Origin of the sequence: Paraburkholderia caffeinilytica (genome assembly GCF_003368325.1) — a bacterium.
GTDB lineage: Bacteria > Pseudomonadota > Gammaproteobacteria > Burkholderiales > Burkholderiaceae > Paraburkholderia > Paraburkholderia caffeinilytica.
The window spans coordinates 2,190,668-2,211,355 of sequence record NZ_CP031467.1 but is presented as its reverse complement, the minus strand read 5'-3'; the positions used below and the strand labels follow the sequence as shown (position 1 = coordinate 2,211,355).

Here is a 20,688-nt window from a genome sequence, read left to right as displayed (position 1 = left end):
TGCGGTTCTATGATTGCTGTGTATCTTAGCGCAGCAATACAGGCGGCAGCCTACGAGTACCACGAGCATATGGGTCTCGAGGTAGTCGATGTCGTAGCGGCCACGGTCAGCGAAGCAGTCGAACTGGGGGGATCGTAACCGACCTCGTGTTGCATCGAAGCAAACCGAATGGGTTTTGGAAACGTACCTTGCATACTGGCAGCGTCGTCACCCGCGTTCTCGGTCTACATTTAACTGGATTAACGCATCGTCTGCCATCACGCACAACCAACACTATTCCAGTCACGACGCATTGACTCTGTTCGACTGTCTATTCGGGAGCGTCGAAGAACTGATCAACGTGGGCCATGCTTCTAACTACTTCCCCGAGACTCCTACGCCAAATACGATCCAGAAGAGCGTGCGAGGCTGTGCTGGCTAAAGAAAATGAGTGATGTCGCCGATAAGTTACCTTGGGAGGCGCTAAACGCATCCCGGGTTTCTTCCCCACGCGGTTAGGTCGTCGAGGTAGTGTGCGTTGCTCGAGTCGACCATGCCTTCAGCGGACGATCCTCAATTGTTGAGGTTCAACGCGGTGACTAGGGTCGATGCGCTGCCGACCGCAGCGGCAAATCAACCCATCTTATGAAAACGCCTCATCCGTACTTGTGAACGGAACTGTAGATTGAAATACGAGCGTCTCAGGTATCCGGCTTGCATTGAAGAGACATGCTGCCAGACTTGTGAGCGAATGATATGAACAAGGAAATGGCAACATACAAATCACTGAATCGTCGACCTGACCTCCTTGTAAGAAGCCTGATCGCGATAGTCGCGGCGGCAGTTGGAGGTAGTGTCGCTGCCTTTGCAACTTACTTCTATACGTTGAAAGATTTCATAGATTTCGAGAATCCGTTGTCTCTCCTTGAAATAGTAAACCGCGCTCTTAACTGGGCGCTGCCGATTGTCGGGTTGGTTGCAGTTGCAACTTTTCTGTTGCGATATCTCGATCAGCCGACAACAAATGAACTTCCAGAAGTGAGTTCAGACGTCGTGATGCCAACGGCGGGCATCGAACAAGAGGTTCAACGCGCCTTAGAAAATAAGGTCGATCATCTCCTCGACGAAGCCAATCGCGAACAGCTGTTAACCGAGTTGGGGCAGAGGCTCCGTAGTAAAGCAACGGAAGAGATGCTCAACGACATCGCTGCATCGGTCGAGAAGTCCATCCGGTCAGGAAATGAACATGACTTAATCCAAGCCGAACGGGAACGCGCGGTTCGTAGGCTAGTCGGTGCGATAGATTCGCTTAGGGCTAGAGCCAACGTTAACCTCGTCTTTGGAATAATCATGAGCCTGATTGGAATAACTATTCTGGCGTCTACACTCACAAATCCGCTGGGTGACACGTCGTCGCGGGCACTCTTGTCTCACTATGTGCCGCGCATCGCGCTGGCGTTTGTTGTGGAATTGTTTTCGTATTTTTTCTTAAATTTGTACCGCGCAAATCTTGCCGAGACGCGCTACTACCATAACGAGATCACTAACGTCGAAGCACGATGCACCGCGTTGACGACTGCGTACATTTCCGGTGTGCCCGAATTTTATGGGGACATCGTGCGCGCGCTGCTCGCGACAGAGCGAAACGGAACACTCTCCAAAGGACAAACGACCGTAGAGCTTGCGCGTGCGAAGATCGAACTCGACAGTAACAAGGACTTAACCAATTCCCTGCTGGAGGCTGTCAGTACCCTCGCAGGGAAGAAGGTACGCTGACGGGGCGCTTGTGCGCGATTAAGTTGCAGCGGCAAAGTGGGCGTCGCTGGCGTGTGCGGCGGGGGTAGATGCTCGTCGATGCCAGATGTCGGCTTGTCCAATTCTCAGCGCCAGCTTTATTGCATCGACAGAATCTTGGGTGATCAACGACAAATTGATTAGCCGACCGAGCGCATCGCGGCAGCTCCCTCGCACCCAAGCAAATCAGATCTAACAATAGACCGAGGTTCCGACTTCGTACGGTTATCAGGCGGTCAACGCTCCGAGGACCTATGACAATCACATTCACAACCTGGCTGGACCAGAACCGATTTCGTTTGATGCGCGAAAATGCTAAATACAATAATGAACACTGTGAGGACACTACCGAAGGTACCCGCCGCGACGGCAGAAAGACCGAACAACGCGTCCCTCCTAGTCCACAGAGGAAACAGCCTGCGAGCTAACCGCTCGATTGCTTTCATGGTTGCACCTGTTTGACGCTGAACTGTTAAAGCGATCCGCTCGCTTGTGGCTTTGCACGGCCCGCAAGCACAGTCCGTGCATAACGAGCTCGTGCAGACAACGGAGCAAGCGATAGCTGTTTCACCTCGGCCCACTAGGGCGGGGCACACGATGTGATCGTAAACAAAGAAACCGCGCCCACTGCTCCTTCGTTTTGGTGGCGAGGCGGCGCAACACAAGGGTATCTCCCTGCCGCTCTACCTCGAGCTCGTCTCCGGTTCTCCATCCGATTGAGTTCGTTACGTCATCCGCAAACGGAAGCCACATACCTCCGAGGGCATCTTTCATCGGAACCAGCTTCGCTACGTAACGACCGGCTACGCCGTGGCACAAGGACCAATACTTCAAAAGAACAGTCAGCAAGTCGTCATCGGAATCCGGAAATTCTAACCAGCTTGTGCACAAGTTGTCCGAGCACTCGGACCACACCCGAACCACCTCGTCGTCCGCCCCAGCGCGTCCCGCCGCATGCAAACATGCCTTCACGCGTTCAACATCATCCGGAAACTCGTCAGCTACCAGAAAGGAAATGGACCAGTGAGCACTCTGTACGTCATGCGCGTGCCATCGCCGCAGCCGACTCCGCATGCCGACGAGGTAGTCTTGGAAGGCGTTGCGTAGCGCTCGGCGGTCGGAAGCCAGGTCGCTTCTGGAGGTGCCGATGGCAACGCAGGCCATTGTGAATACTGCCGTCACATCTGATCGAGACTCGCCATCGCGCAATCACCCTGAACGGCTCTTGACGTCGAGCGCCGTTGCGATTGGCAAGGCAATGAACTGCATCTCAGGCATCTCATCCCAGCTTTGGGTGAACGGTAGATAAAAGCTGATTTTCCACTCTTGACCAACCTGGTGAGCCGCATAGGGGTGCAGGATCTCGCCATCGTTCCATACACGGTCAAACCGAAACATCCCCCTTCGCGGATAGGCTCTGCTTTTGAGGCGCGCCTTTGTCATGCGACGCACCGCTTCATGCGGATAGCCCGGATGACCAGATGTATCTGCTTCGACGAGCGCGGCTTCGATGTGCTCATCTTCCGTCAGGTGACAGCCTGCAAGCCTGGCCTCGTCAAGGACCACCTCCTCAATCATATACGGCGGCCCCACATACCAAACGGGGTCGTCTTCGACAAGCTTAATGGCAGCTATCGAGCGCGTTCCAACATCCGTGCATCGCCACCAGAAAGGGCCTTCCATAAATTCAAGACCAATGAGGAAATCCGTGAGCTTCATGCCGACCTCCCTGCGGGAGGCGAAACATTGTGGCCTACCGCGACGTGAAGTAGCGGCCCACGACTCCAGTCGCTCAAGCGCAGGAAGTATTGCCGACATCCGTCTACACCAGGTCCGCACATAGGCTCGATCCCCCTGGCACGGATGGTTGCAAGCAACGCCCGGGGCGTCGTACAGCACTCTTTGGCCGCGCTTACGAGAGGAATGTACGTGGATTGGAAATTTTCGATCGCCGATCTATGCACAACGCGGCATTCACGATCACGAAGAATACCTACCTCACTTGCCAGAAGCTGCTTGCGCACCAGGTGGTAGCAAACCTCATCTTTTACTCCCAGCTTTCGCGCAGCGTGGGACACGCTGAACCATTCCTCATGATCATCATCTTCCGTTGCAAGCAGTTTGTTCAACGCATCGGCGTCTATCATGAAGTCGCCGAAACACGCGGTATCACCGTCCAGATGCCACATGGCCAGTCGGCGCGCGCGAGCGTGGCTCAGGAATAAACGCCAGGCACGCCGAGACCAAAGCAATTTACGCAACTGGGATCTCGCCGTTTGTGCGTTCGCGATCGGTGGACAGGTTACTCGATCTGATATCGTCTCCCAGCCAACGACAGACTGCACGGAAATAATCCATGGCTGGCTCGCTGAGGCTCTCGGCAATACGTCCAGAAAGCCGTCTTCCGCCATCTGACGAACCCGCTTCCGTGGAAGCCCAAGCCGGACTGCTGCTTGCGCCAACGTTAAACCGCCGGAATATTGGTGCGCATTTGCAAGTATCGCCGACTTTGAAAACGCAATATGATTTCGCTGCCGATGACGAGCTTCGTTCGAGGCGAGCGGATTCGCTTGAGCAATGCGTCTCACCAATGCCGGCGCAACACCACATTCTTTGAGTACACGACCAGAAACCCAGTCGTGATCTTGCATTTCCTCAACCAGCCGTCGATGACGCGCTGTAATGGGGCGCCGCCATGTCTGCGCAAGATAAGAACGGAACGCCTCTCTCACGAAGTCGAAGGGCTCCGGGGCCAGCAGCTTAAACGAGGCTCCGTACAGCGCTCCGAACTGCTTTGAGATCTCGGTGTTACCAGAGCCCGCGCCCGGTGGGGTCTCAAGAAGGCGATAAAAGCCATTCGGCCAGTCATCAAGTGCCATAGCCGCGTGTCGGGCGATCATTATCGCTTCTTGCACATTCGTGATCGCTGCGCTGCGCAACGGCTTCTTCATGCCTCGGTTTGCGCTGTAGCTACCGAGGACAATGCACAGCGTAGAAAATTCCTCCAGTGTCAGCCGTCCAAATGGTGCGCTAAGTTTTACACCACCCAGGAGACTCTGTATCCACAAGGCAATCGTGTGCTCTTTGCCAGCCGATGGTCCGGAGGGCGCTGCCTTGAGATCAGCTCCGCAGTCGCAGCGTGTCAACCTGAGGCGGAACCAGGTCAGGCTTTTCCTGCAAACGTGGCAGCGTTCTGACAGCGTAACCCTGTGCTCCGGGCAACATGCAACGAGCGTTAAATCCCATTCTCGTTTCCATACACTGCCTCCTGCCAGGCAACTTGGACAGAAACGTGCGCGTCGTAAATTCCATGTTCGCGCAGCACTCGATGACGGGCTCTGACTCTCGGACAAAAGGCTGGATGGGAACGTAGCCTGCACAACGGAAAGCATAGAGCCGAGGGGTACCAAATCACATGCGCGCCGGCCGCTTCTGCGAAAAATACCGCATGTTCCGGCAAAGCCATTCGCGAGAGCCACCCGAAGCAAATATGCCGGAAGTCCCTCCGATGTATCTGGTACAGGGCGAACCAATAGCGGAAGTGTAGTTGGTTGCATGGATGATCGCTAGTTCGTGAGCTGGATAGGCGGCAACCGATACAAAAGCACGGGTACCGCACGGAAGAGCTACCCCTCGGCCAATGCAAGCCGGACTCCCGCATTTCGTTGCTGCATGCTCGAAACAAGTACGCGGTGGATGAAAGCAAATTTCGGTTCGGGTAGCTCGCTGAACAGCGAGATGGAGGCCCGTCCTACGCCACCAGCGCCGCCGTGCGCGAAACCACCAACGAGGGGAGTTCGCACCCGGCGGATGAGGTTTTCGAATCCATGCGGCCAGGCTCGAAGCAAGCGACCTACCTGCTCGACACGCCAGGAAACGGCGCGAATCCGCTTGGACTGGGTTACTGCGCACCAAGTCCGATGACGTTCCTCATTCAGCCTGCACAGGAACGAAATCGCTCTGAGCAGATCGTTGAGATCGAGGTCGTTGAGTTCATCAGGAACATCCAGGCAGCGTGGTGGGATGTCTCGCATGAAACTGAACTGCCATCGCCGGCACACAAGCCTGATAACTCGCATTTCATCATTGGATGCCACGACGCTTTCTACAGTACCGAGATCGAGTCCGCATTGGCATAGATGAAGCCGCGGCCGCAACATGTCGATTGCACGGTCGCACCTCGGGCAATGATCGAGCAACCGCGCAGCATGGAAAGGGCAGGCGGTAACAAATGTGAATGAATGAACTCCGGGCAGATAGCCGGATGTACGGATACAAACCGGACAAACCCGCTCGGCCCGGCCAACGAGAAGATGTTCCAGACCAACAGTTGTTCCGTAGTAACGGTACCGATGCTTTCGTGCCAAGCCTTGATCACCAGCGCCGCGCTCCAACGGAAGCAGGGCGCGAACCAGATCGACGTTCAGGCGACAAACCGTCGCCAACGCAGAGATTTCGCTCTGCAGGCGCGGAAAGGTACTGGCAATTCCAGCCGTGCGCAGAACCAGACCAGGCCCTGGCAGTCCGTTTGCTTCTGCCGTTCGCAACAGAACGGATGAAAACGATTCGCCCGGGGAAGGAGTAACGCCTATTAACAGAGGGCGGCCCATCAGAGTCCCTCCGCAAATGGCTCGCCCGCTTGCGTCAGCGGCATACCATTGAATTTTTTGTGAAATGGATTCCTGCTTGGGGGCGCCTCATCCCAGATATGAACGCGGAATGCTTTCGAAAAATCGGGAATGTCCACGAACCTCGCTTTCCGGGACGTTGCTATTCGATATGCACCGCCAATGATCTTGCACATGTAATCAACCAGCCCGCCCGTCGCAAAATGTAGCTGCCTAATGAAAGCAACTTGATCCAGATTGGCGCAGGGCATCGGCATGTCCGTCATCAGTGCCTGGGCCACGCCAACGAACGTTTCTAGATCCGGCATTTCTGCTGTCGAAAAAGGCCTAAACCTGACGATTCTTGAAAAGCGCCGACGTAGCTGCTGGTTAACGTCGAGCACCCTCAACAACGAGGGGAGTCCGGCCAGGACAACCGAGACCCGTAGGCGATTGAGCAAGCCCTTTAGCCAGTCCGAGACTTCCAGCAACCGGCGCTTGGCCCCGTCTGCAAAGTGCTGGAACTCGTCGAGCATGATGAGCTCGATGCCGCATCCTTCAACCAGCGTCACAATGCATTCGGTCAAGCGTGCCCCTGTTGCGCCGGGCGGAATCGTTGCACCCATGGCAAGCAGGATGGCTTCTGCAAGCGACTTCACAGTGGGAGCCGATGGCACCTCCACATACAGAATGGGGATGACGCGCCTCGTCAGCTCGTCGTGCAAAGGGAATTGGTCACGATAGACTTTTAGTACGGTTGATTTACCACTACCGCTTGGCCCCACGAGGGCAAGCCCAGACACTTCGCCAGATTCTCGTTGCCATTCATGCAGCTCCTCAATTGCGGATTTCGCGGCAGCAAAGTCAGGATGATCGACGATATTGTTTCGAACGTTAAAGTTGGTCATCGCTTGCTCCCGGCCTGGTTGGTCGAGCGCTTCGAAACAGTAAACGCTGGGATATCCGCGATGACAGTACAGTGAGTATCATCAGGATCGGCCTCCGCTGAAATGCCGGGCGATGTGGCTGCCGGAATGGCACTATCTCCTAAAAGAATCGATTTGCTTGAATGTCCTTCGAGCCTTGCTGCCTTGCGACGATCCGATATCCTGTGGCTGCGATAGAGTTCGTCGATGTGATCGCTTAGCGCAACCCGAGCGCGACGAAGAGAATCGGTGTCGACCGCCTTGCTCTCTTGCCTCAGTTGATCGACTAACTCTGCATGCATGTCCCGGGTAAGCCCAGTCGCATATTGCAGATCCGTGCATACGACTTCGATGTACTCTTTGCGGGCCGGGTCGAATATCTGAACGGCGTCGACCCTGTCGCAGAAATACCGGACGCGCAGCTTTTCTCCTTCGGGCAACCGAAGTCTTAGTGCTTGTAGGCCATGATTGTTGTACGAGAGGTGATCGAAGGTGATGCCTCGATTGGTTACGACGCAATGCGTCGTGCCGGCGAACGCAATCTCGAGCGCGTTCGGATCTTCAGCCATGTAGATGTGATGTTTTCGGCAGCTTTCCTGCCAAACCATATGTGGCGTACGTTTTCCCAGGCCTCGATGGGGCGCATGCTGATAGACCTCGACGATCCATCGAACAACAAGTTTGGTCAGCTCTTCAAGGGTGATACAGGCAAGGTCCACTGATTTGTAATCGCCACGCTCGGATGTGCTCGACCACGTCGTCCCTGGAATATTGTGAAAGAGCTGCTCAGCGACCGTTCGCATAAAGCGCTCAACCCGCCCCTTGTGCCACGGGGATCGGCTTGGGCAATACGCCAGCTCAACGCCGAGATCTGCACAGCCATGCCGCAATCCGGTGCCGTGGAACTCCATGCCGTTGTCGGCGACGATGAGGGAAGGCACACCTCTGGCGGGCCAATCGATATGCTCCAGACCAAGCTGTTGCAGAAGCGCGCCCTTGCCCAGCATTCCCATGCGAATTGCGGCACCAACCTCTTCCTGACCCGGTACGCGTGCGCTGATCTGAAATCCCATGACCATGCGGGAGTGCGCATCAATCACGACAGTCAATATCGGCCGCACAATAACAATTCGGCGCTTGGGACAGACACAGAGAAGATTGACCGGGGTGTGGTCGATTTCCCATCGCTCATTTATGTATTGCGTCCGGAGCGATCCGTACACGGGGCGGTATTTCCTCTTCGCAGCCAGGCGCCCCTCGCGGGCAACAGTCACCATGTACCAGTCCAGCGTGTGGACGTGGCGATAAAGTGTGGCGCGGCTGATTACCGGTAGGGGTTCCTGCAGAAGCTGGTTTTTCTTTTCGATGGCCTCAACGACCCTGTCGTACAGGGATGCCGCGGTTGGCCGTTGCTGATTGAGATAGTGCGTCTCGATCTCGTCTTCGACAAGATCGAGTAATGCGCCATCGAGAACACTGGTTCGCCCCTTGCGCTCGTGACGCGGAATAACATCCACGACATCTTCGGCGATGCGGTATCGCTGCTTCCAGCGGCAGAAGCTACGGTAGCTTGGCGGCGTCTTCACGCCGAGATTGGCCGCAACGCGGGCAAGAACGGCTTCAGTGTAAGGTTGACCGGTGCAGCCTTCGGTAGCAACCGCCCGAAGGTAGGCCAACCGCATCTGCGCTTGCTGCACGTCCTTTTCCTTGTACGTTGATGCATCACGCCGCGAAACTTCAATCACGGGCGCTACTGCCTCAGCGATACTGTCGCGGTCGAGTTGCCACCTGGCTGATGCGTGACGTGCCCAAAGTTCCATCTCGACGATGCGTAACGGCTCGCCTTCGTCCGATTCCAGCAGAATCCGGCCGTCTGGCAGGCGTTTCTTCACGGCCCAGCGAATGGAGCCTTCCACAAATACGATCCCGGGCTTAAGCAAAAATCGGCGCATGTCGCATCTCCGGTGGGTCAACGAAGATCTCGGCCGTCGACAGGAAGGGCAAGTCGAGGTCAATGCCAGCGGCGCCATTTGCAAGCCAGGTGAGCGCACAAGTTTTCGTGCGCGCGAGATGGATCAGTCCGCCGAACGTGCGAGGCTGCATCCGGGCAACCAGATCGCGAGCCTCATGGGCTTCGTTGCGACCAATCCGACCACGCCAAGGGCGAAGCAGCCGGAGGGTGTCGCGGCGGATGTCGGCTCCAGTAATCGTCTCGTCCCAGACGTAAAGGGGAAACCCTTGTTCCGCGAGACCCGCTCGCGCCAAAGCCAGACGATTTGCGACTGACGGACGGCACGCTTCCTGCGCCGGTTTGACCTCAATGAACACGATCGAGCCGTCGCGCAGCGTCACCTCATAATCGGGCGTATAGCTGAGGGGATGAGCAGACGTGCCTAGCTGAAACTGTCGATCCTGGGCGCTACGGTAATGAACGACCTCCGGGGAAAACTCCAGGAGGAGGGTGGCCCCTTCCTCTCCCCAGCTGTGCCACGGTACCGATGGGTGGCTCTTGATCGACGGCATGAAGCCCCGGAAAGAAGTGCCGCTCCGTGTAATTTTTGAAGGCATGACATCGTCTCCGGCGCCCGGGCTGGGCGCATGGAAGGAGGCGCCTCGGACCGTATGGGCGAGCGCCGACCGCGCGATTCGGAAATTCGCGCGCCGTGGAGACGAACGGGATTGACTCGACCAGGGAAGTGGCTATACTGAGGTTTGCACACCGTAGTACAGCCGCGCTCCGCGCGGTCGAGGAAGCCAGTCCATCTCAGATGTGATTGGCTTTTTCACTTTCTAGTCATCGTTTCTCCTTCATGTACAGGTTGATAAGCGCCTGATCGAGTGCTACCGGCTTGCTAAATGGACGCGCGGCTGGCCCGTCACGCTCCCATGCTCTTGGCTAGTCGGTCCTGCTCTGCTGCTGCAGCGTATGAGACGCGCGACGCGGGAATTGGAACACGCATACCCTCCACACAACTGATTACCGTTCAGCCGGACTTACGCCCTGAGGAATCGGCCGCTCCTCTCGCAGCGCATTCAACCAATCGAGGACGTCGCATGGCTTCCAGAAACGTTGGCGGCCGATCCGGATACATGCTGGTGCGTCTCCATTTAGGTAGAGCGCGTCGAACTTGCGTCGCGAAATCCTGACGAGTTTCGCGACCTCATCCGCAGTGAGAAGTAGCGGTTCCATATCCCGTTTGCTCGAAATGCATACAGCTACATTTTCGCGGCAGTGCCCCTCGTCCCGAAAACTAAATGAAAATAGTAAATGTCACGTCCCGACTGCCCGCCGAACGGCGCTGGGGTGTCCTCAGGGGGCCGACCAATCCCCATTGGGATATAACCCTCCATGCCATGCTCGGATTGCAGGAATTGGACCGCGCGGTCGTTCTTGGAGACGGCGCAGGCTACATGGCTAACTGTGGTAACGGGGTGGCGACGGTCCGTTTGCGTTGGTCAAGATATTCAGCTCGCTTGCCATTTCTGCCACACCACTTGAAAGCGGTCGCCAAGTCGTTCGACTACCGCTGGCGTCCACTGGCACACCATCTATTCAGGGAAATCTCCCAATCGTGCATAGGTTTAGATACCCATAAGGATATGAGTCCGACTGCCATGCAGCGTTGGATGCGCGCTCAACTGTTGGACGCTCAGGTAGAGCAAGCATCACTCAGTAGGCTGATGCGCAACCCAGGGGACCTGCTGGAATTTGCTGTCCGGCAGTTGCGCAATATAAAAGGGGAGGATCAACTGAACTTCGTTCCAGCCGTTCCTTGGCTGGCGATCGTACATGTCGCCACATTACATTTTCGCTTTGCCCGTTGTGAGTTTTGTTTTCGGTGGGCACCGAAAAGGCAGAGATTCTGCGCTGCACATTCTCAATCTGGAACATTTCCTGGATCAAAAGCAGAGAAAGCTCGGAATTACTATGTGGGTTACGACACTGCACTGGCCCTCGGATGGACTCGCAGCTCACCGCGTATAAAGGTGCACTGTGATCGACATTTTGTGGCGAAGACGATTGCATATCATCTTTGGGGCGCGAAGCCGTCGAACGAGCGAACGACATTCGCCCGTATTCGGGCAGAAATCGCAAAGGCGCCCCACGTCTGTGAACGTCTTGGCGCAGTGCTGCCGGAAGGAAATGCTTCATTGCATGCATTGCTGCGCGAGCGACTGGATCCGCTGGAGCTTTGGCCTACTGCGTGGCCAGAAAAGATCGCGCTAGCGGAGAAGTGGTTTTCTGCCGAAGCTAAGGTGACGCCGGGCAGAAGAGGTCGATCGGCGAAAACGACTTCGGACATCGCACGTGCAGAGAACCTTGCCCGAAAAGGTTTATCTATAACGGCCATCGCACGAGAGCTCGGTTGTTCACGAACGACAATCACCAAATGGTGCTCGCGTGGGCGCGCCCCGCGCTTAAAGGAACTTCTTGAAGAACGACGACGCGAGCTGGGCCGAGCTATTCTGCAGACCGCTTGGTAAGGAAAGACCAGCACAAGTTAGGAGTCGGAAGCAGGATTCCGCTCGAAATGCTACATGGCTCCTACACGAAGAGTTGCCGCAGACGTGGAAAGGGCATAGCTTGGGACGGGAACAATATTTTTGCAGTACGCCGCAATCATATTTTTGCACCCGTCTCATCGTGCGAGGAGGGACGCGGCTCAACAGCGAAAGACGGTTTTGAAGCATATCTTTGCACATTGGTCGCTTCAACCCGACCGGCACGTGCAGCCGGTGCATATTGCGGTTTTTGTCGTGGTCGAGGTCGGCCGCCACATTACGCGTCCCACCGGAATGCGGCAGCCGGCCATGAAGGATGGTCACCGGTGCCGACTCCAATGGCCGTAGCTCGGCAAAGCGGACGTCTGCATAGCTGCAGGTCGGTCGACCATGAATGTCGGCTTTTGAGACGCTCTGATGACGAATTTGACTATGGTGGTGGGACCATGCCCCTTCCGATTGTCTCAGACTGTGTGCGGCTCTTGTCTGTTTGGTCACCCTCCGCTATCCTCACACGCGCACAAGAACCGACCAGATCAAGCGGAGAAGAGCTAATGGTGGCGGAACCCTGGGTCTCAGTCGAAGACATTGTGAAACACCTCGGAGTCGCGCGCGACTCTGTATATCGCTGGATCGAAGGTCGCGGGCTCCCGGCCCACAAGATTGGCCGTCTCTGGAAGTTCAAGCTTTCCGAAGTCGATGACTGGGTGCGGGACGGCGGTGCTGAAGCTCACGATGAACCGACGACGAGGGGGGCAAAGTGAGCGCAAAGAGCATGGACGTCTTCTCGCTGCGCGATACGATCGTCGGCGAGTACCGGAAGTTCGCCACGTCGTTCACGACGATCAGGGCGGAAGATATCCGTGACCAGATCAAGGCAATTTATGCCGACGGCCGCTTCTGGCCCGAGCCACTTATCCAGATTAACCCTAGCTATAAGCGGGGATCGAACCTAGCAGGGCTTATCGCTGGTGGTACTCTCGACCCGAAGACGGCTGAAATCTTCCAAGTCGACGGATCGCCTCTCTCGCTCTACAAACATCAGGAGCAGGCGATCGCACTTGCCTCACACGGTGAGAGCTACATCGTCACGACAGGAACCGGCTCGGGCAAGTCGCTCTGTTTCTTCATTCCGATCGTCAACGCTGTGCTCGCTGAGAAGCGGTCGAGAATTGAGCGCCGAACACGGGCCATTATCATCTATCCGATGAACGCTCTGGCCAATAGCCAATTGGAGGAGCTCGACAAGTTCATAAAAAACGTACCCGGCGACAAGCCCGTCACTTTCGCCCGTTACACCGGGCAGGAGGACACCGAGACGCGGAGGGATATCTCAGAGAATCCTCCCGACATTCTGCTCACCAATTTCATGATGCTCGAACTCCTGATGACGCGTCAGGACGAGATCGATCGCAAGGTGATCGGCAACTGTGTGGGGCTGCGGTTTTTGGTGCTCGATGAACTGCACACATACCGCGGCCGCCAAGGTGCCGATGTGGCGCTGCTTGTGCGCCGCGTGCGCGAGCAGTTGTCGCCAGAGAGCCTCCAATGCATCGGCACCTCCGCCACCATGGCCAGCGAGGGCTCACTTGAAGACAAGAGTCGCGTCGTTGCTGGTGTTGCTTCGAAACTTTTCTCGATCGTAATCCCCGAGAGCAACGTCATCGTCGAAACGCTGGAGCGCGTAACCGATTCCGCGCAAAACGCTGCATCCGTGCGAAAGGCGCTAGGCCCTGCCATCGACGCCGGCCTTGCACCGACAATCTCAGATCTGGAACTACGCACGCATCCGCTGACCATCTGGGTCGAGACTAGGCTTGGCGTGTCGTGGTCCGAGATCGACCAGCGGTGGGTTCGGGCACGTCCACTTACCGTAGAGGAGGCTGCCCGCTCCCTCCGCGAGGACTCTGGCCGCAACGAGTCTTCTTGTCGTGAGGCGCTCCGTGTCCTCTTGTTGATATCGAGCATTACGGAGCGCGAGCGTACCGGCCTGCCTGAAGGCAGCACGCGCAGTTTCTTCGCTTTCAAGTTGCATCAGTTCATTTCTGGTGCCGGGCATGCGTACGCCACGCTGGAAGCGCCTGGTACCCGCACCGTGACCGTGGAGGGTCAACAGTTTCTGCCGGGCCAGCCCGACAAGCGCCTGTACCCGGTCCATTTCTGCCGTGACTGCGGCCACGAATATCACCCGGTGCGTTTCGTCAGCGACGGTGAGGAGCGTGGCTATCTCGCGCGTGACATAGACGATGCCGCTCCGGTGCGCCCCGATGAAGAAGGTGAACCCGCGACCGTCGATGTCGACGACACGACGGAAAGGGAAATCTTCGGCTTCCTTACTCCACACGCGTCTGATGCCGACTTCTCGTTCTCTGATCGGGAGGAGGATTATCCAGAGACTTGGCTCGAATACGACGTCGCCGGCAATCCGCGACTGAAACCACACTACCGGAAGGCGCGCGCCCGCTCCTCGGCCGTCGCTCCAAATGGAAAGCTTGGTGCTGGAATCAAAGTTTGGTTCATGCCGGGCAAGTTTCGTTTTTGCCTACGCTGCGGGGCCACGCAGGGCGGTGCAGCTCGTGACCGCAATCGACTCGCCTCGCTCTCGGCTGAGGGCCGAAGTTCGGCAACAACCGTTCTCGTCGGAAGCGCTCTGCGTTGGATGCACGGCGACAGCTCGGGGTTGGAGCCGCACACGCGCAAATTACTCGGCTTTACCGATAATCGTCAGGACGCGGCTTTGCAGTCCGGCCACTTCAACGATTTCCTATTCGTAAGCCTGATTCGTGCGGGTTTCCTCGGCGCGCTCCAGATCGCTGCCGACAAAGGCCTGCGGAGTGATGAACTTGGTGGCGCCCAACAAAAAGCCCTTGGCTTCGACCGACAGAGTCCCGAGATCCGTGCCGAGTGGCTGCTTGAACCCGGCCTCAAGGGCTTCAATTTGCAGGAGGCGGAGAGCACGCTGCGTCAGGTTCTTTCATACCGCGTTTGGTTCGACCAGCGACGCGGCTGGCGCTATACAAACCCGAACCTGGAGCAGCTCGAATTAGTTGAGGTCGATTACCTCGGCCTCGACGCCCTCGCCGCGGACGACGAGCTATTCGCGGATGCCCCGGACGTGCTGCGGCGGGCTTCGCCTCGCGCCCGTGCCGAGGTATACCGCGAGTTGCTAGATCACTTGCGCAAATGGATGGCAATTCGCAGCCAAGTCCTCGAAACGACGACGGTTGAGCAAATGCTGGCCAAGTCGCACAGCCGCCTGCGTGCGCCTTGGGGATTCGGGATAGACGAAAAACCACGTCAGGCTCGTTGGCTAATGATCTCACCACCCTCGCGGCGAGACACGACGCTGCGGGATGAGGACCTGATTGTGCGCGGCGGCTCACGCAGCGCGCTGGGCAAGATTTTACGCAACTCGACGTCGCCGAGCGGTCGCAAGCTCTGGGATGACACCACGGCGGTGAGAGCGCTGAAGGCAAAGGAGTTCGATACGCTGATCAAAAAACTCCTTTTTGCCGGGAGCAAGCATGGCCTCATTTCCGAGGAGGTCACGCCCTTCAACAACCAAGTCGGCTGGCGCCTCAACGATGCGTGTGTCCTCTTTAGAAAGCGGATGCCGGTGATCGATCCGGCCCACCCAAACGAAAACGCTTTCTTCCGCGATTTCTACGCGAATCTTGCTCACCTGCTTCGCGATCCGGTTCATCCGCTCTTTGGCTTCGAGGCGCGCGAGCACACCGCACAGGTCGATGGTGATAAGCGTGCGGTACGCGAGAAGCGCTTCCGCTATGAGATTAAAGAGCGCAATGAACTCGCCGCAGACGAAAAGCACCTGCGCGAAATCGGCGAGGCCAATCGGTTCCTGCCGGTGCTGTTCTGCTCACCGACGATGGAGCTTGGCGTCGATATCTCAGCACTCAACGCCGTGTACCTGCGCAATGTCCCGCCGACGCCGGCGAACTATGCACAGCGGAGCGGTCGCGCCGGCCGCAGCGGCCAGGCGGCGCTTGTCCTCACGTATTGCTCGTCGCAAGGACCTCACGACCAGTATTTCTTCCGCGACCCGAAAGGCATGGTGCACGGAGAAGTTCGTCCGCCGTTGCTCGACCTTGCAAACCGCGACCTGGTCGAGAGCCACCTCGCGGCGGTCTGGCTGGCCAGCACCGAAGAGCCCCTCGATTCGTCAATCTCCGAATTGCTCGTCCTTACAGAGCCCTCGCGACCACTCAGGCCGGAGGTCAAAATTCCAATGAGCACGCCTCGTGCATCAACCGAGGCTGTGCGCCGTATCCGGCGTGTGCTCGATCTCCTCAAGGACGATCTCACCGACGTGCTTGCGCCTTGGTATCCAGGTCGAGACCAGTTCGCCAACGAAGTCGTCGACAAAGCGCTCGGTCGATTCGAAAAGGCGTTCAATAGATGGCGGGACCTTTTCCTTGCTGCGGAGCAGCAGCGCGACGCCGCACGTCGAACAATGGACGACTACGCCGCCCCCCAACAGGAGAAGCGCGCGGCGCAGAGTCGCCATGCACAGGCTATCGACCAGCTAAATCTGCTCCAGAGAGGCACGAGCAGCCTTTCGAGCGATTTCTACACGTACCGCTACCTTGCCACCGAGGGCTTCTTGCCAGGTTACAACTTCCCGCGGTTACCGCTCATGGCGTACGTACCCGCGACGAACGATGGACGCGGACGACAGACATACCTACAGCGTCCACGGTTTCTCGCGCTCTCGGAATTCGGACCGCGAAGCCTCGTATATCACGAGGGGCGCGCTTTCCGTGTCGTCCGTGCGCTTCTGTCACTGAGTCACCAGGGCGGCACGACGCCTGACACTCTCCTGCCGACAAAGGCGGTGCGCATCTGCAAGAATTGCGGCGCCGGACATTTCAACGATCAGACCTCGATGTGCCATGCCTGCAATGCCTCGCTCGGCGATGCTGAAATCGTGCGGAACGTCTATCGCATCGAAAACGTCGCCACGCAACCGGCCGAGCGTATCACTGCGAACGACGAAGAGCGACAGCGGCAAGGCTTCGATCTGCAGACCACGTTCGAGTGGGCGGTGCGCGATCACGTTATCGATGTTCGGCGCGGCTTAGCCGCTGACGGCGGAGACGAGATTGTTCGTCTTGCATACGGGCCCGGAGCCACCATCACGCGCCTCAACAAGGGCTTGCGTCGGCGTGCTAACCGGACGCAGTTCGGATTCAGAATCGATCCGGTGTCCGGCTATTGGGCAAAGAACGAGGAAGAGGGTGACGAGCCCACCGACCCGACGGCATCGCCGCGTCAGTGGATCGTTCCCAGTGTGCAGGACCGCAAGAATGCTCTCTTGCTCCAGCCAACGGCACAAGGGCTGTCGCAGTCCACGCTTGCGACGCTTCAGCACGCGCTGTTGCGAGGTATTGCAGCGGTTTTTCAGCTTGAAGAAGGGGAAATCCTTGCGGAGCCGATGCCCACGCGCGAAGAGCGCAATGGTTTCCTTCTCTATGAGGCCACCGAGGGTGGGGCGGGTGTGCTCACGCGACTTGTTACTGATCGCGAGCAACTCGCCGAGGTCGCGCGCAAGGCGCTCTCCATCATGCACTTTGCCGTGATCGATGAGGCCAGCCTTCCAGCGGATGGACACGGTCTTGTCGACGTGCCCAACACATCATGTGTTGCAGCTTGCTACCGCTGCCTCATGTCGTACTACAACCAGCCCGATCACGAACGCATTGATCGCCGAGATGCCGACGCTAGGACTCTATTGGTAAAGCTTGCGCGCGCAGTAACCTCAGGTCTCGACGCGCTATTGATCGCCCCGCGCAGCTTGCAACCGAGTGCAGTTCCCGGCGACGTCGAGCCCATCGCACGGCTTCTCGATCTTCTGCATAGGCGGGAAATTCCCGACCCGGACACGAAGCCGCTGGTCCTTGGTGAGGTGAGGGTGCCTCTGGTCTGGCGCGGCCACTACGTTGCCGCGGTGATCGATGCTCCGCCCGCCGGCCTCGCATCTCAGTTCGAGGACAAGGGATTCGAATTCATCATCTTCGGCAGCGACGAGGCCGGGTGGTCTGCACCGCTCGAACGCCTAGCCTGCTCGCTCGGACGTGCCACTTGAGTGCTATAGCCTACGCCCCTGGGAGCCTGATCCGCGCCCGCGGTCGGGAATGGATTGTTCTAACTGGGAGCGATCCCGAGACACTCCGGATTCGGCCTGTTTCTGGATCGGAAGAAGACCAGACATATATCCATATTGCGCTTGAGACCGAACCGGTTGAAGAGGCGACGTTTCCGAGACCGGACCCACGCCAGAGAGCTGGCCACGATGCGGCCCTACTCCTTCGCGATGCTTTGCTGCTGTCGCTGCGACGTGGCGCCGGCCCGTTCCGTGGTTTCGGGCAGATCGCCGTGGAGCCGCGCGCCTATCAGCTTGTGCCCTTGTTGATGGCACTAAAGCTCGATCCAGTGCGCCTACTCATCGCCGACGATGTTGGCATCGGCAAGACCATCGAGGCGGGGCTGATCGCGCGCGAGCTGCTCGACCGCGGCGACATCGAACGACTTGCTGTTCTATGCCCACCACATCTTGTGGACCAGTGGGTCGGAGAGCTTGAGGCCAGATTCCACATCCACCCAGTAGCCGTGACGGCCGCAAGCGCGAATCGTCTTGAAAAGAGCCTCCCACCGAGTGAGAGCATCTTCTCCGCCTGCCCGCACACGGTGGTGAGTCTCGACTACATCAAGAGTGAGCGTCGTCGCGCGGAGTTCCTTCGCGCCTGCCCCGAGTTCGTCATCGTCGATGAAGCCCATACGTGTGCCGCCACCGGCCCTGGGCGCCACCAGCGCTATGAGTTACTGAAGGGCCTGACAGAGTCGCCGACACGCCACCTAGTGATGCTGACAGCGACCCCGCACAGCGGTGACGAAGCTGCCTTCTTTCGCCTTCTCGGCTTGCTCGATCGGGACTTCGAAAAGTTGCCGGAGACGACAGGCGCGGAGCGCGACAACCTGCGAGAGAGACTCTCGCGACACTTCGTGCAACGTCGTCGTCCCGACATCGCTGAATGGAAGGAGGGCAACCTTTTTCCGCGTCGTGAGACCAAAGAGCTTACTTACACACTTACAGGCGCTTGGGAGCAGTTCTTCGACGCGGTGCTCGACTACTGCGCCGCAATCGTACAGGCCGCAGGTGGTGACGAGCGGCGCCAGCGGCTCAACTTCTGGGGCACGCTGGCCCTGATGCGCTGCGTGGCCTCGAGCCCAGCCGCTGCCGCTCAGGCTCTACGTACTCGAGGCAGCAACGAGGAAGTCGAGGACTCCGATGCACTTGAAGGCCGGGTTTTTGACGGCGCAGTCGACGCGCTCCTCGACGATGATGTCGAGCCGCCCGCTGGTACGGACGACCCGGCATTGAAAGATCTCATAGTCCAAGCCGAGCGCCTCGCTGGGCAGTCTGGAGACCCGAAGTTAAAGGTCCTCACGCAACACCTGACCGAACTAATCGCTGATGGGTTCAATCCAGTCGTGTTCTGCCGCTTTATCGCAACTGCGCATTACCTTGGGCGCCAGCTCGACGGCAAGTTCAAGAACATCACCGTCGCCGTGGTCACTGGCGAGCAGACCTCAACCGAGCGCAAGGAAAAAGTCGACCTCCTCGGCGATGCCGAGCGACGGGTGCTTATTGCGACCGACTGTCTATCTGAGGGCGTCAACCTCCAGGAGCACTTCGATGCCGTCGTGCATTACGACCTCTCGTGGAACCCAACGCGCCACGAACAGCGCGAAGGGCGCGTCGACCGCTTTGGACAGGAGCGGCCTATCGTGCGCGCAACGCTCATGTATGGCGCGAACAACCCCGTCGACGGCGCCGTGCTCGATGTCATTCTCCGCAAGGCGGCCAAGATTCGGGAAGAACTGGGTGTGCCGGTCCCAGTGCCTGACGATGGGCACACGCTCACCCAGGTCCTGCTGAAGGCTGTTCTGCTCAAGCGACGTGGAGGCGGCGAAACCTCGAACATGAAGCAGCTCCAGCTTTTCGACGAACGCTGGGAAGACGCGGCAAATAAAGCCAAGAAGAACCGCACGGTCTTTGCTCAGCGCAGGCTTAAGCCCGAAGACGTACTTCCGGAGTGGCACAAATCACTCGCGGCGGTCGGCGGTCGGGAAGACGTGCAGCGCTTTACTGGGCGCGCGTTGGCAAGACTCGGGTCTGGGCTCGAACCACTACGTCGAGGTTTCAAGGCCCCGCTCGACTCGCTGCCGCAAGACGTGCATGAACGCCTTGAGTCGGAAGGGCTAACGGGTTCAATCCTCATCGACTTCGCATTCCCGCCCGCACCACGTTGCCGTTCGGTCCAGCGCAGCCATCCGTTGGTGTCGGTGCTGGCCGAGACACTGCTGGAACGCACGCTTGGTAAAAGCGTCGAAGAAGCCGAGAACGATCCCGGCATGCTTGGTCGCGTCGGTTGCTGGACCTCGGCCGAAGTGACCAGCCGCACCGTCGTGGTGCTCCTGCGCCTGCGCCACCAGCTTGTTAGTCAACTCTCGGGCCGGAGTTCGACCTTGCTCGTCGAAGAGGCAACTGCGCTCGGCTGGACAGGTAGTGAGGCACCGCTGGTCGAGGGTGTCGAAGCTCTGGCCTTGCTGGCTCCCCCACCTTCAGCCGACCCCCCGGCACATGTCCGCGAACGTGCGGTACAGCAGGCTCTATTGCAGATTGAGACGCGCGCGGGCGAGCTGGATGCCTTCGCCGAGCGCCGGGCGCAGGCCCTGCTCGCTGATCATCGTCGTGTTCGTGAGGCCGCCGACGCGCGCGGCAGCTACAGCGTTAAAGCGCTTCTACCCGCCGACGTTATCGGTCTTTTCGTCCTACTGCCACGGGTGGATTGAACGTC

General features: G+C 58.0%; 11 protein-coding genes and 2 pseudogenes. 6 read left to right on the top strand and 7 right to left on the bottom strand.

Going from position 1 to position 20,688, the window contains the following annotated elements:
* Positions 1 to 735: 735 nt before the first annotated feature.
* Positions 736 to 1,755 (top strand): hypothetical protein, encoded by a 1,020-nt coding sequence (locus DSC91_RS26120; protein WP_115781508.1) that lies wholly within the window; start codon positions 736 to 738, stop codon positions 1,753 to 1,755.
* Between the two features lie 1,227 nt (positions 1,756 to 2,982).
* Here DSC91_RS26120 and DSC91_RS26110 read toward each other — a convergent pair.
* From DSC91_RS26110 to DSC91_RS38690, 3 genes and pseudogenes are all read right to left on the bottom strand, one after another.
* The gene (locus DSC91_RS26110) at positions 2,983 to 3,492 is read right to left on the bottom strand and encodes a hypothetical protein (RefSeq protein ID WP_115781506.1); all 510 of its coding nucleotides are present in this window, start codon (positions 3,490 to 3,492) and stop codon (positions 2,983 to 2,985) included.
* Positions 3,489 to 4,724 carry a hypothetical protein gene (locus DSC91_RS26105; RefSeq protein ID WP_229758145.1) on the bottom strand — a complete coding sequence of 412 codons (1,236 nt, stop codon included), beginning with the start codon at positions 4,722 to 4,724 and terminating at the stop codon, positions 3,489 to 3,491. Before DSC91_RS26105 ends, DSC91_RS26110 begins: the two co-directional genes overlap by 4 nt.
* 258 nt (positions 4,725 to 4,982) lie before the next feature.
* Positions 4,983 to 5,330: pseudogene (locus tag DSC91_RS38690) on the bottom strand (TniQ family protein); the annotation flags it as partial.
* A gap of 213 nt (positions 5,331 to 5,543) precedes the next feature.
* On the opposite strand from DSC91_RS38690, the gene DSC91_RS38320 reads away from it, so the two are divergent.
* Entirely contained in the window at positions 5,544 to 5,912 is a 369-nt protein-coding gene (locus DSC91_RS38320; protein ID WP_229758146.1) for a hypothetical protein, read from the top strand.
* Between the two features lie 69 nt (positions 5,913 to 5,981).
* Here DSC91_RS38320 and DSC91_RS38685 read toward each other — a convergent pair.
* The 4 genes and pseudogenes from DSC91_RS38685 to DSC91_RS26085 form a co-directional block, all read right to left on the bottom strand.
* Positions 5,982 to 6,383 (bottom strand): annotated as a pseudogene (locus DSC91_RS38685) (TniQ family protein); the annotation flags it as partial.
* Positions 6,383 to 7,288, bottom strand: coding sequence for a TniB family NTP-binding protein (locus DSC91_RS26095; RefSeq protein WP_115781503.1), 906 nt, complete (start codon positions 7,286 to 7,288; stop codon positions 6,383 to 6,385). The pseudogene DSC91_RS38685 and the gene DSC91_RS26095, both read right to left, overlap by 1 nt.
* Complete coding sequence (locus DSC91_RS26090) at positions 7,285 to 9,258, bottom strand: DDE-type integrase/transposase/recombinase (protein WP_162831466.1); 1,974 nt, start codon at positions 9,256 to 9,258, stop codon at positions 7,285 to 7,287. Before DSC91_RS26090 ends, DSC91_RS26095 begins: the two co-directional genes overlap by 4 nt.
* Positions 9,239 to 9,874 (bottom strand): TnsA endonuclease N-terminal domain-containing protein, encoded by a 636-nt coding sequence (locus DSC91_RS26085; RefSeq protein ID WP_115781501.1) that lies wholly within the window; start codon positions 9,872 to 9,874, stop codon positions 9,239 to 9,241. Before DSC91_RS26085 ends, DSC91_RS26090 begins: the two co-directional genes overlap by 20 nt.
* Positions 9,875 to 10,561: 687 nt before the next feature.
* Here DSC91_RS26085 and DSC91_RS26075 point away from each other — a divergent pair.
* The 4 genes from DSC91_RS26075 (at position 10,562) to DSC91_RS26060 (ending at position 20,683) form a co-directional block, all read left to right on the top strand.
* A complete protein-coding gene (locus DSC91_RS26075) occupies positions 10,562 to 11,791 on the top strand; it encodes a helix-turn-helix domain-containing protein (protein WP_115781499.1) in 1,230 nt (409 codons plus the stop codon).
* Between the two features lie 47 nt (positions 11,792 to 11,838).
* Positions 11,839 to 12,573, top strand: a complete 735-nt coding sequence (locus DSC91_RS38680) for a helix-turn-helix domain-containing protein (RefSeq protein ID WP_425272056.1) — start codon at positions 11,839 to 11,841, stop codon at positions 12,571 to 12,573.
* A gap of 11 nt (positions 12,574 to 12,584) precedes the next feature.
* On the top strand, positions 12,585 to 17,912 hold the full coding sequence (locus tag DSC91_RS26065) for a DEAD/DEAH box helicase (RefSeq protein WP_115783513.1): 5,328 nt from the start codon (positions 12,585 to 12,587) through the stop codon (positions 17,910 to 17,912).
* Positions 17,913 to 18,145: 233 nt separating this feature from the next.
* Positions 18,146 to 20,683: a helicase-related protein gene (locus DSC91_RS26060; protein ID WP_308422790.1), complete on the top strand. Its 2,538-nt coding sequence runs from the start codon at positions 18,146 to 18,148 to the stop codon at positions 20,681 to 20,683.
* The last annotated feature ends 5 nt before the right edge of the window (positions 20,684 to 20,688 follow it).

Bases quoted from the DNA above. Each gene is read 5' to 3' on its own strand.
- DSC91_RS26095 (WP_115781503.1), bottom strand. From the start codon at position 7,288: ATGACCAACTTTAACGTTCGAAACAATATCGTCGATCATCCTGACTTT.
- DSC91_RS26105 (WP_229758145.1), bottom strand. From the start codon at position 4,724: ATGAAGAAGCCGTTGCGCAGCGCAGCGATCACGAATGTGCAAGAAGCG.
- DSC91_RS26090 (WP_162831466.1), bottom strand. From the start codon at position 9,258: ATGCGCCGATTTTTGCTTAAGCCCGGGATCGTATTTGTGGAAGGCTCC.
- DSC91_RS26065 (WP_115783513.1), top strand. From the start codon at position 12,585: ATGGACGTCTTCTCGCTGCGCGATACGATCGTCGGCGAGTACCGGAAG.
- DSC91_RS26075 (WP_115781499.1), top strand. From the start codon at position 10,562: ATGAAAATAGTAAATGTCACGTCCCGACTGCCCGCCGAACGGCGCTGG.
- DSC91_RS26085 (WP_115781501.1), bottom strand. From the start codon at position 9,874: ATGCCTTCAAAAATTACACGGAGCGGCACTTCTTTCCGGGGCTTCATG.
- DSC91_RS26110 (WP_115781506.1), bottom strand. From the start codon at position 3,492: ATGAAGCTCACGGATTTCCTCATTGGTCTTGAATTTATGGAAGGCCCT.
- DSC91_RS38680 (WP_425272056.1), top strand. From the start codon at position 11,839: ATGCTACATGGCTCCTACACGAAGAGTTGCCGCAGACGTGGAAAGGGC.
- DSC91_RS26120 (WP_115781508.1), top strand. From the start codon at position 736: ATGAACAAGGAAATGGCAACATACAAATCACTGAATCGTCGACCTGAC.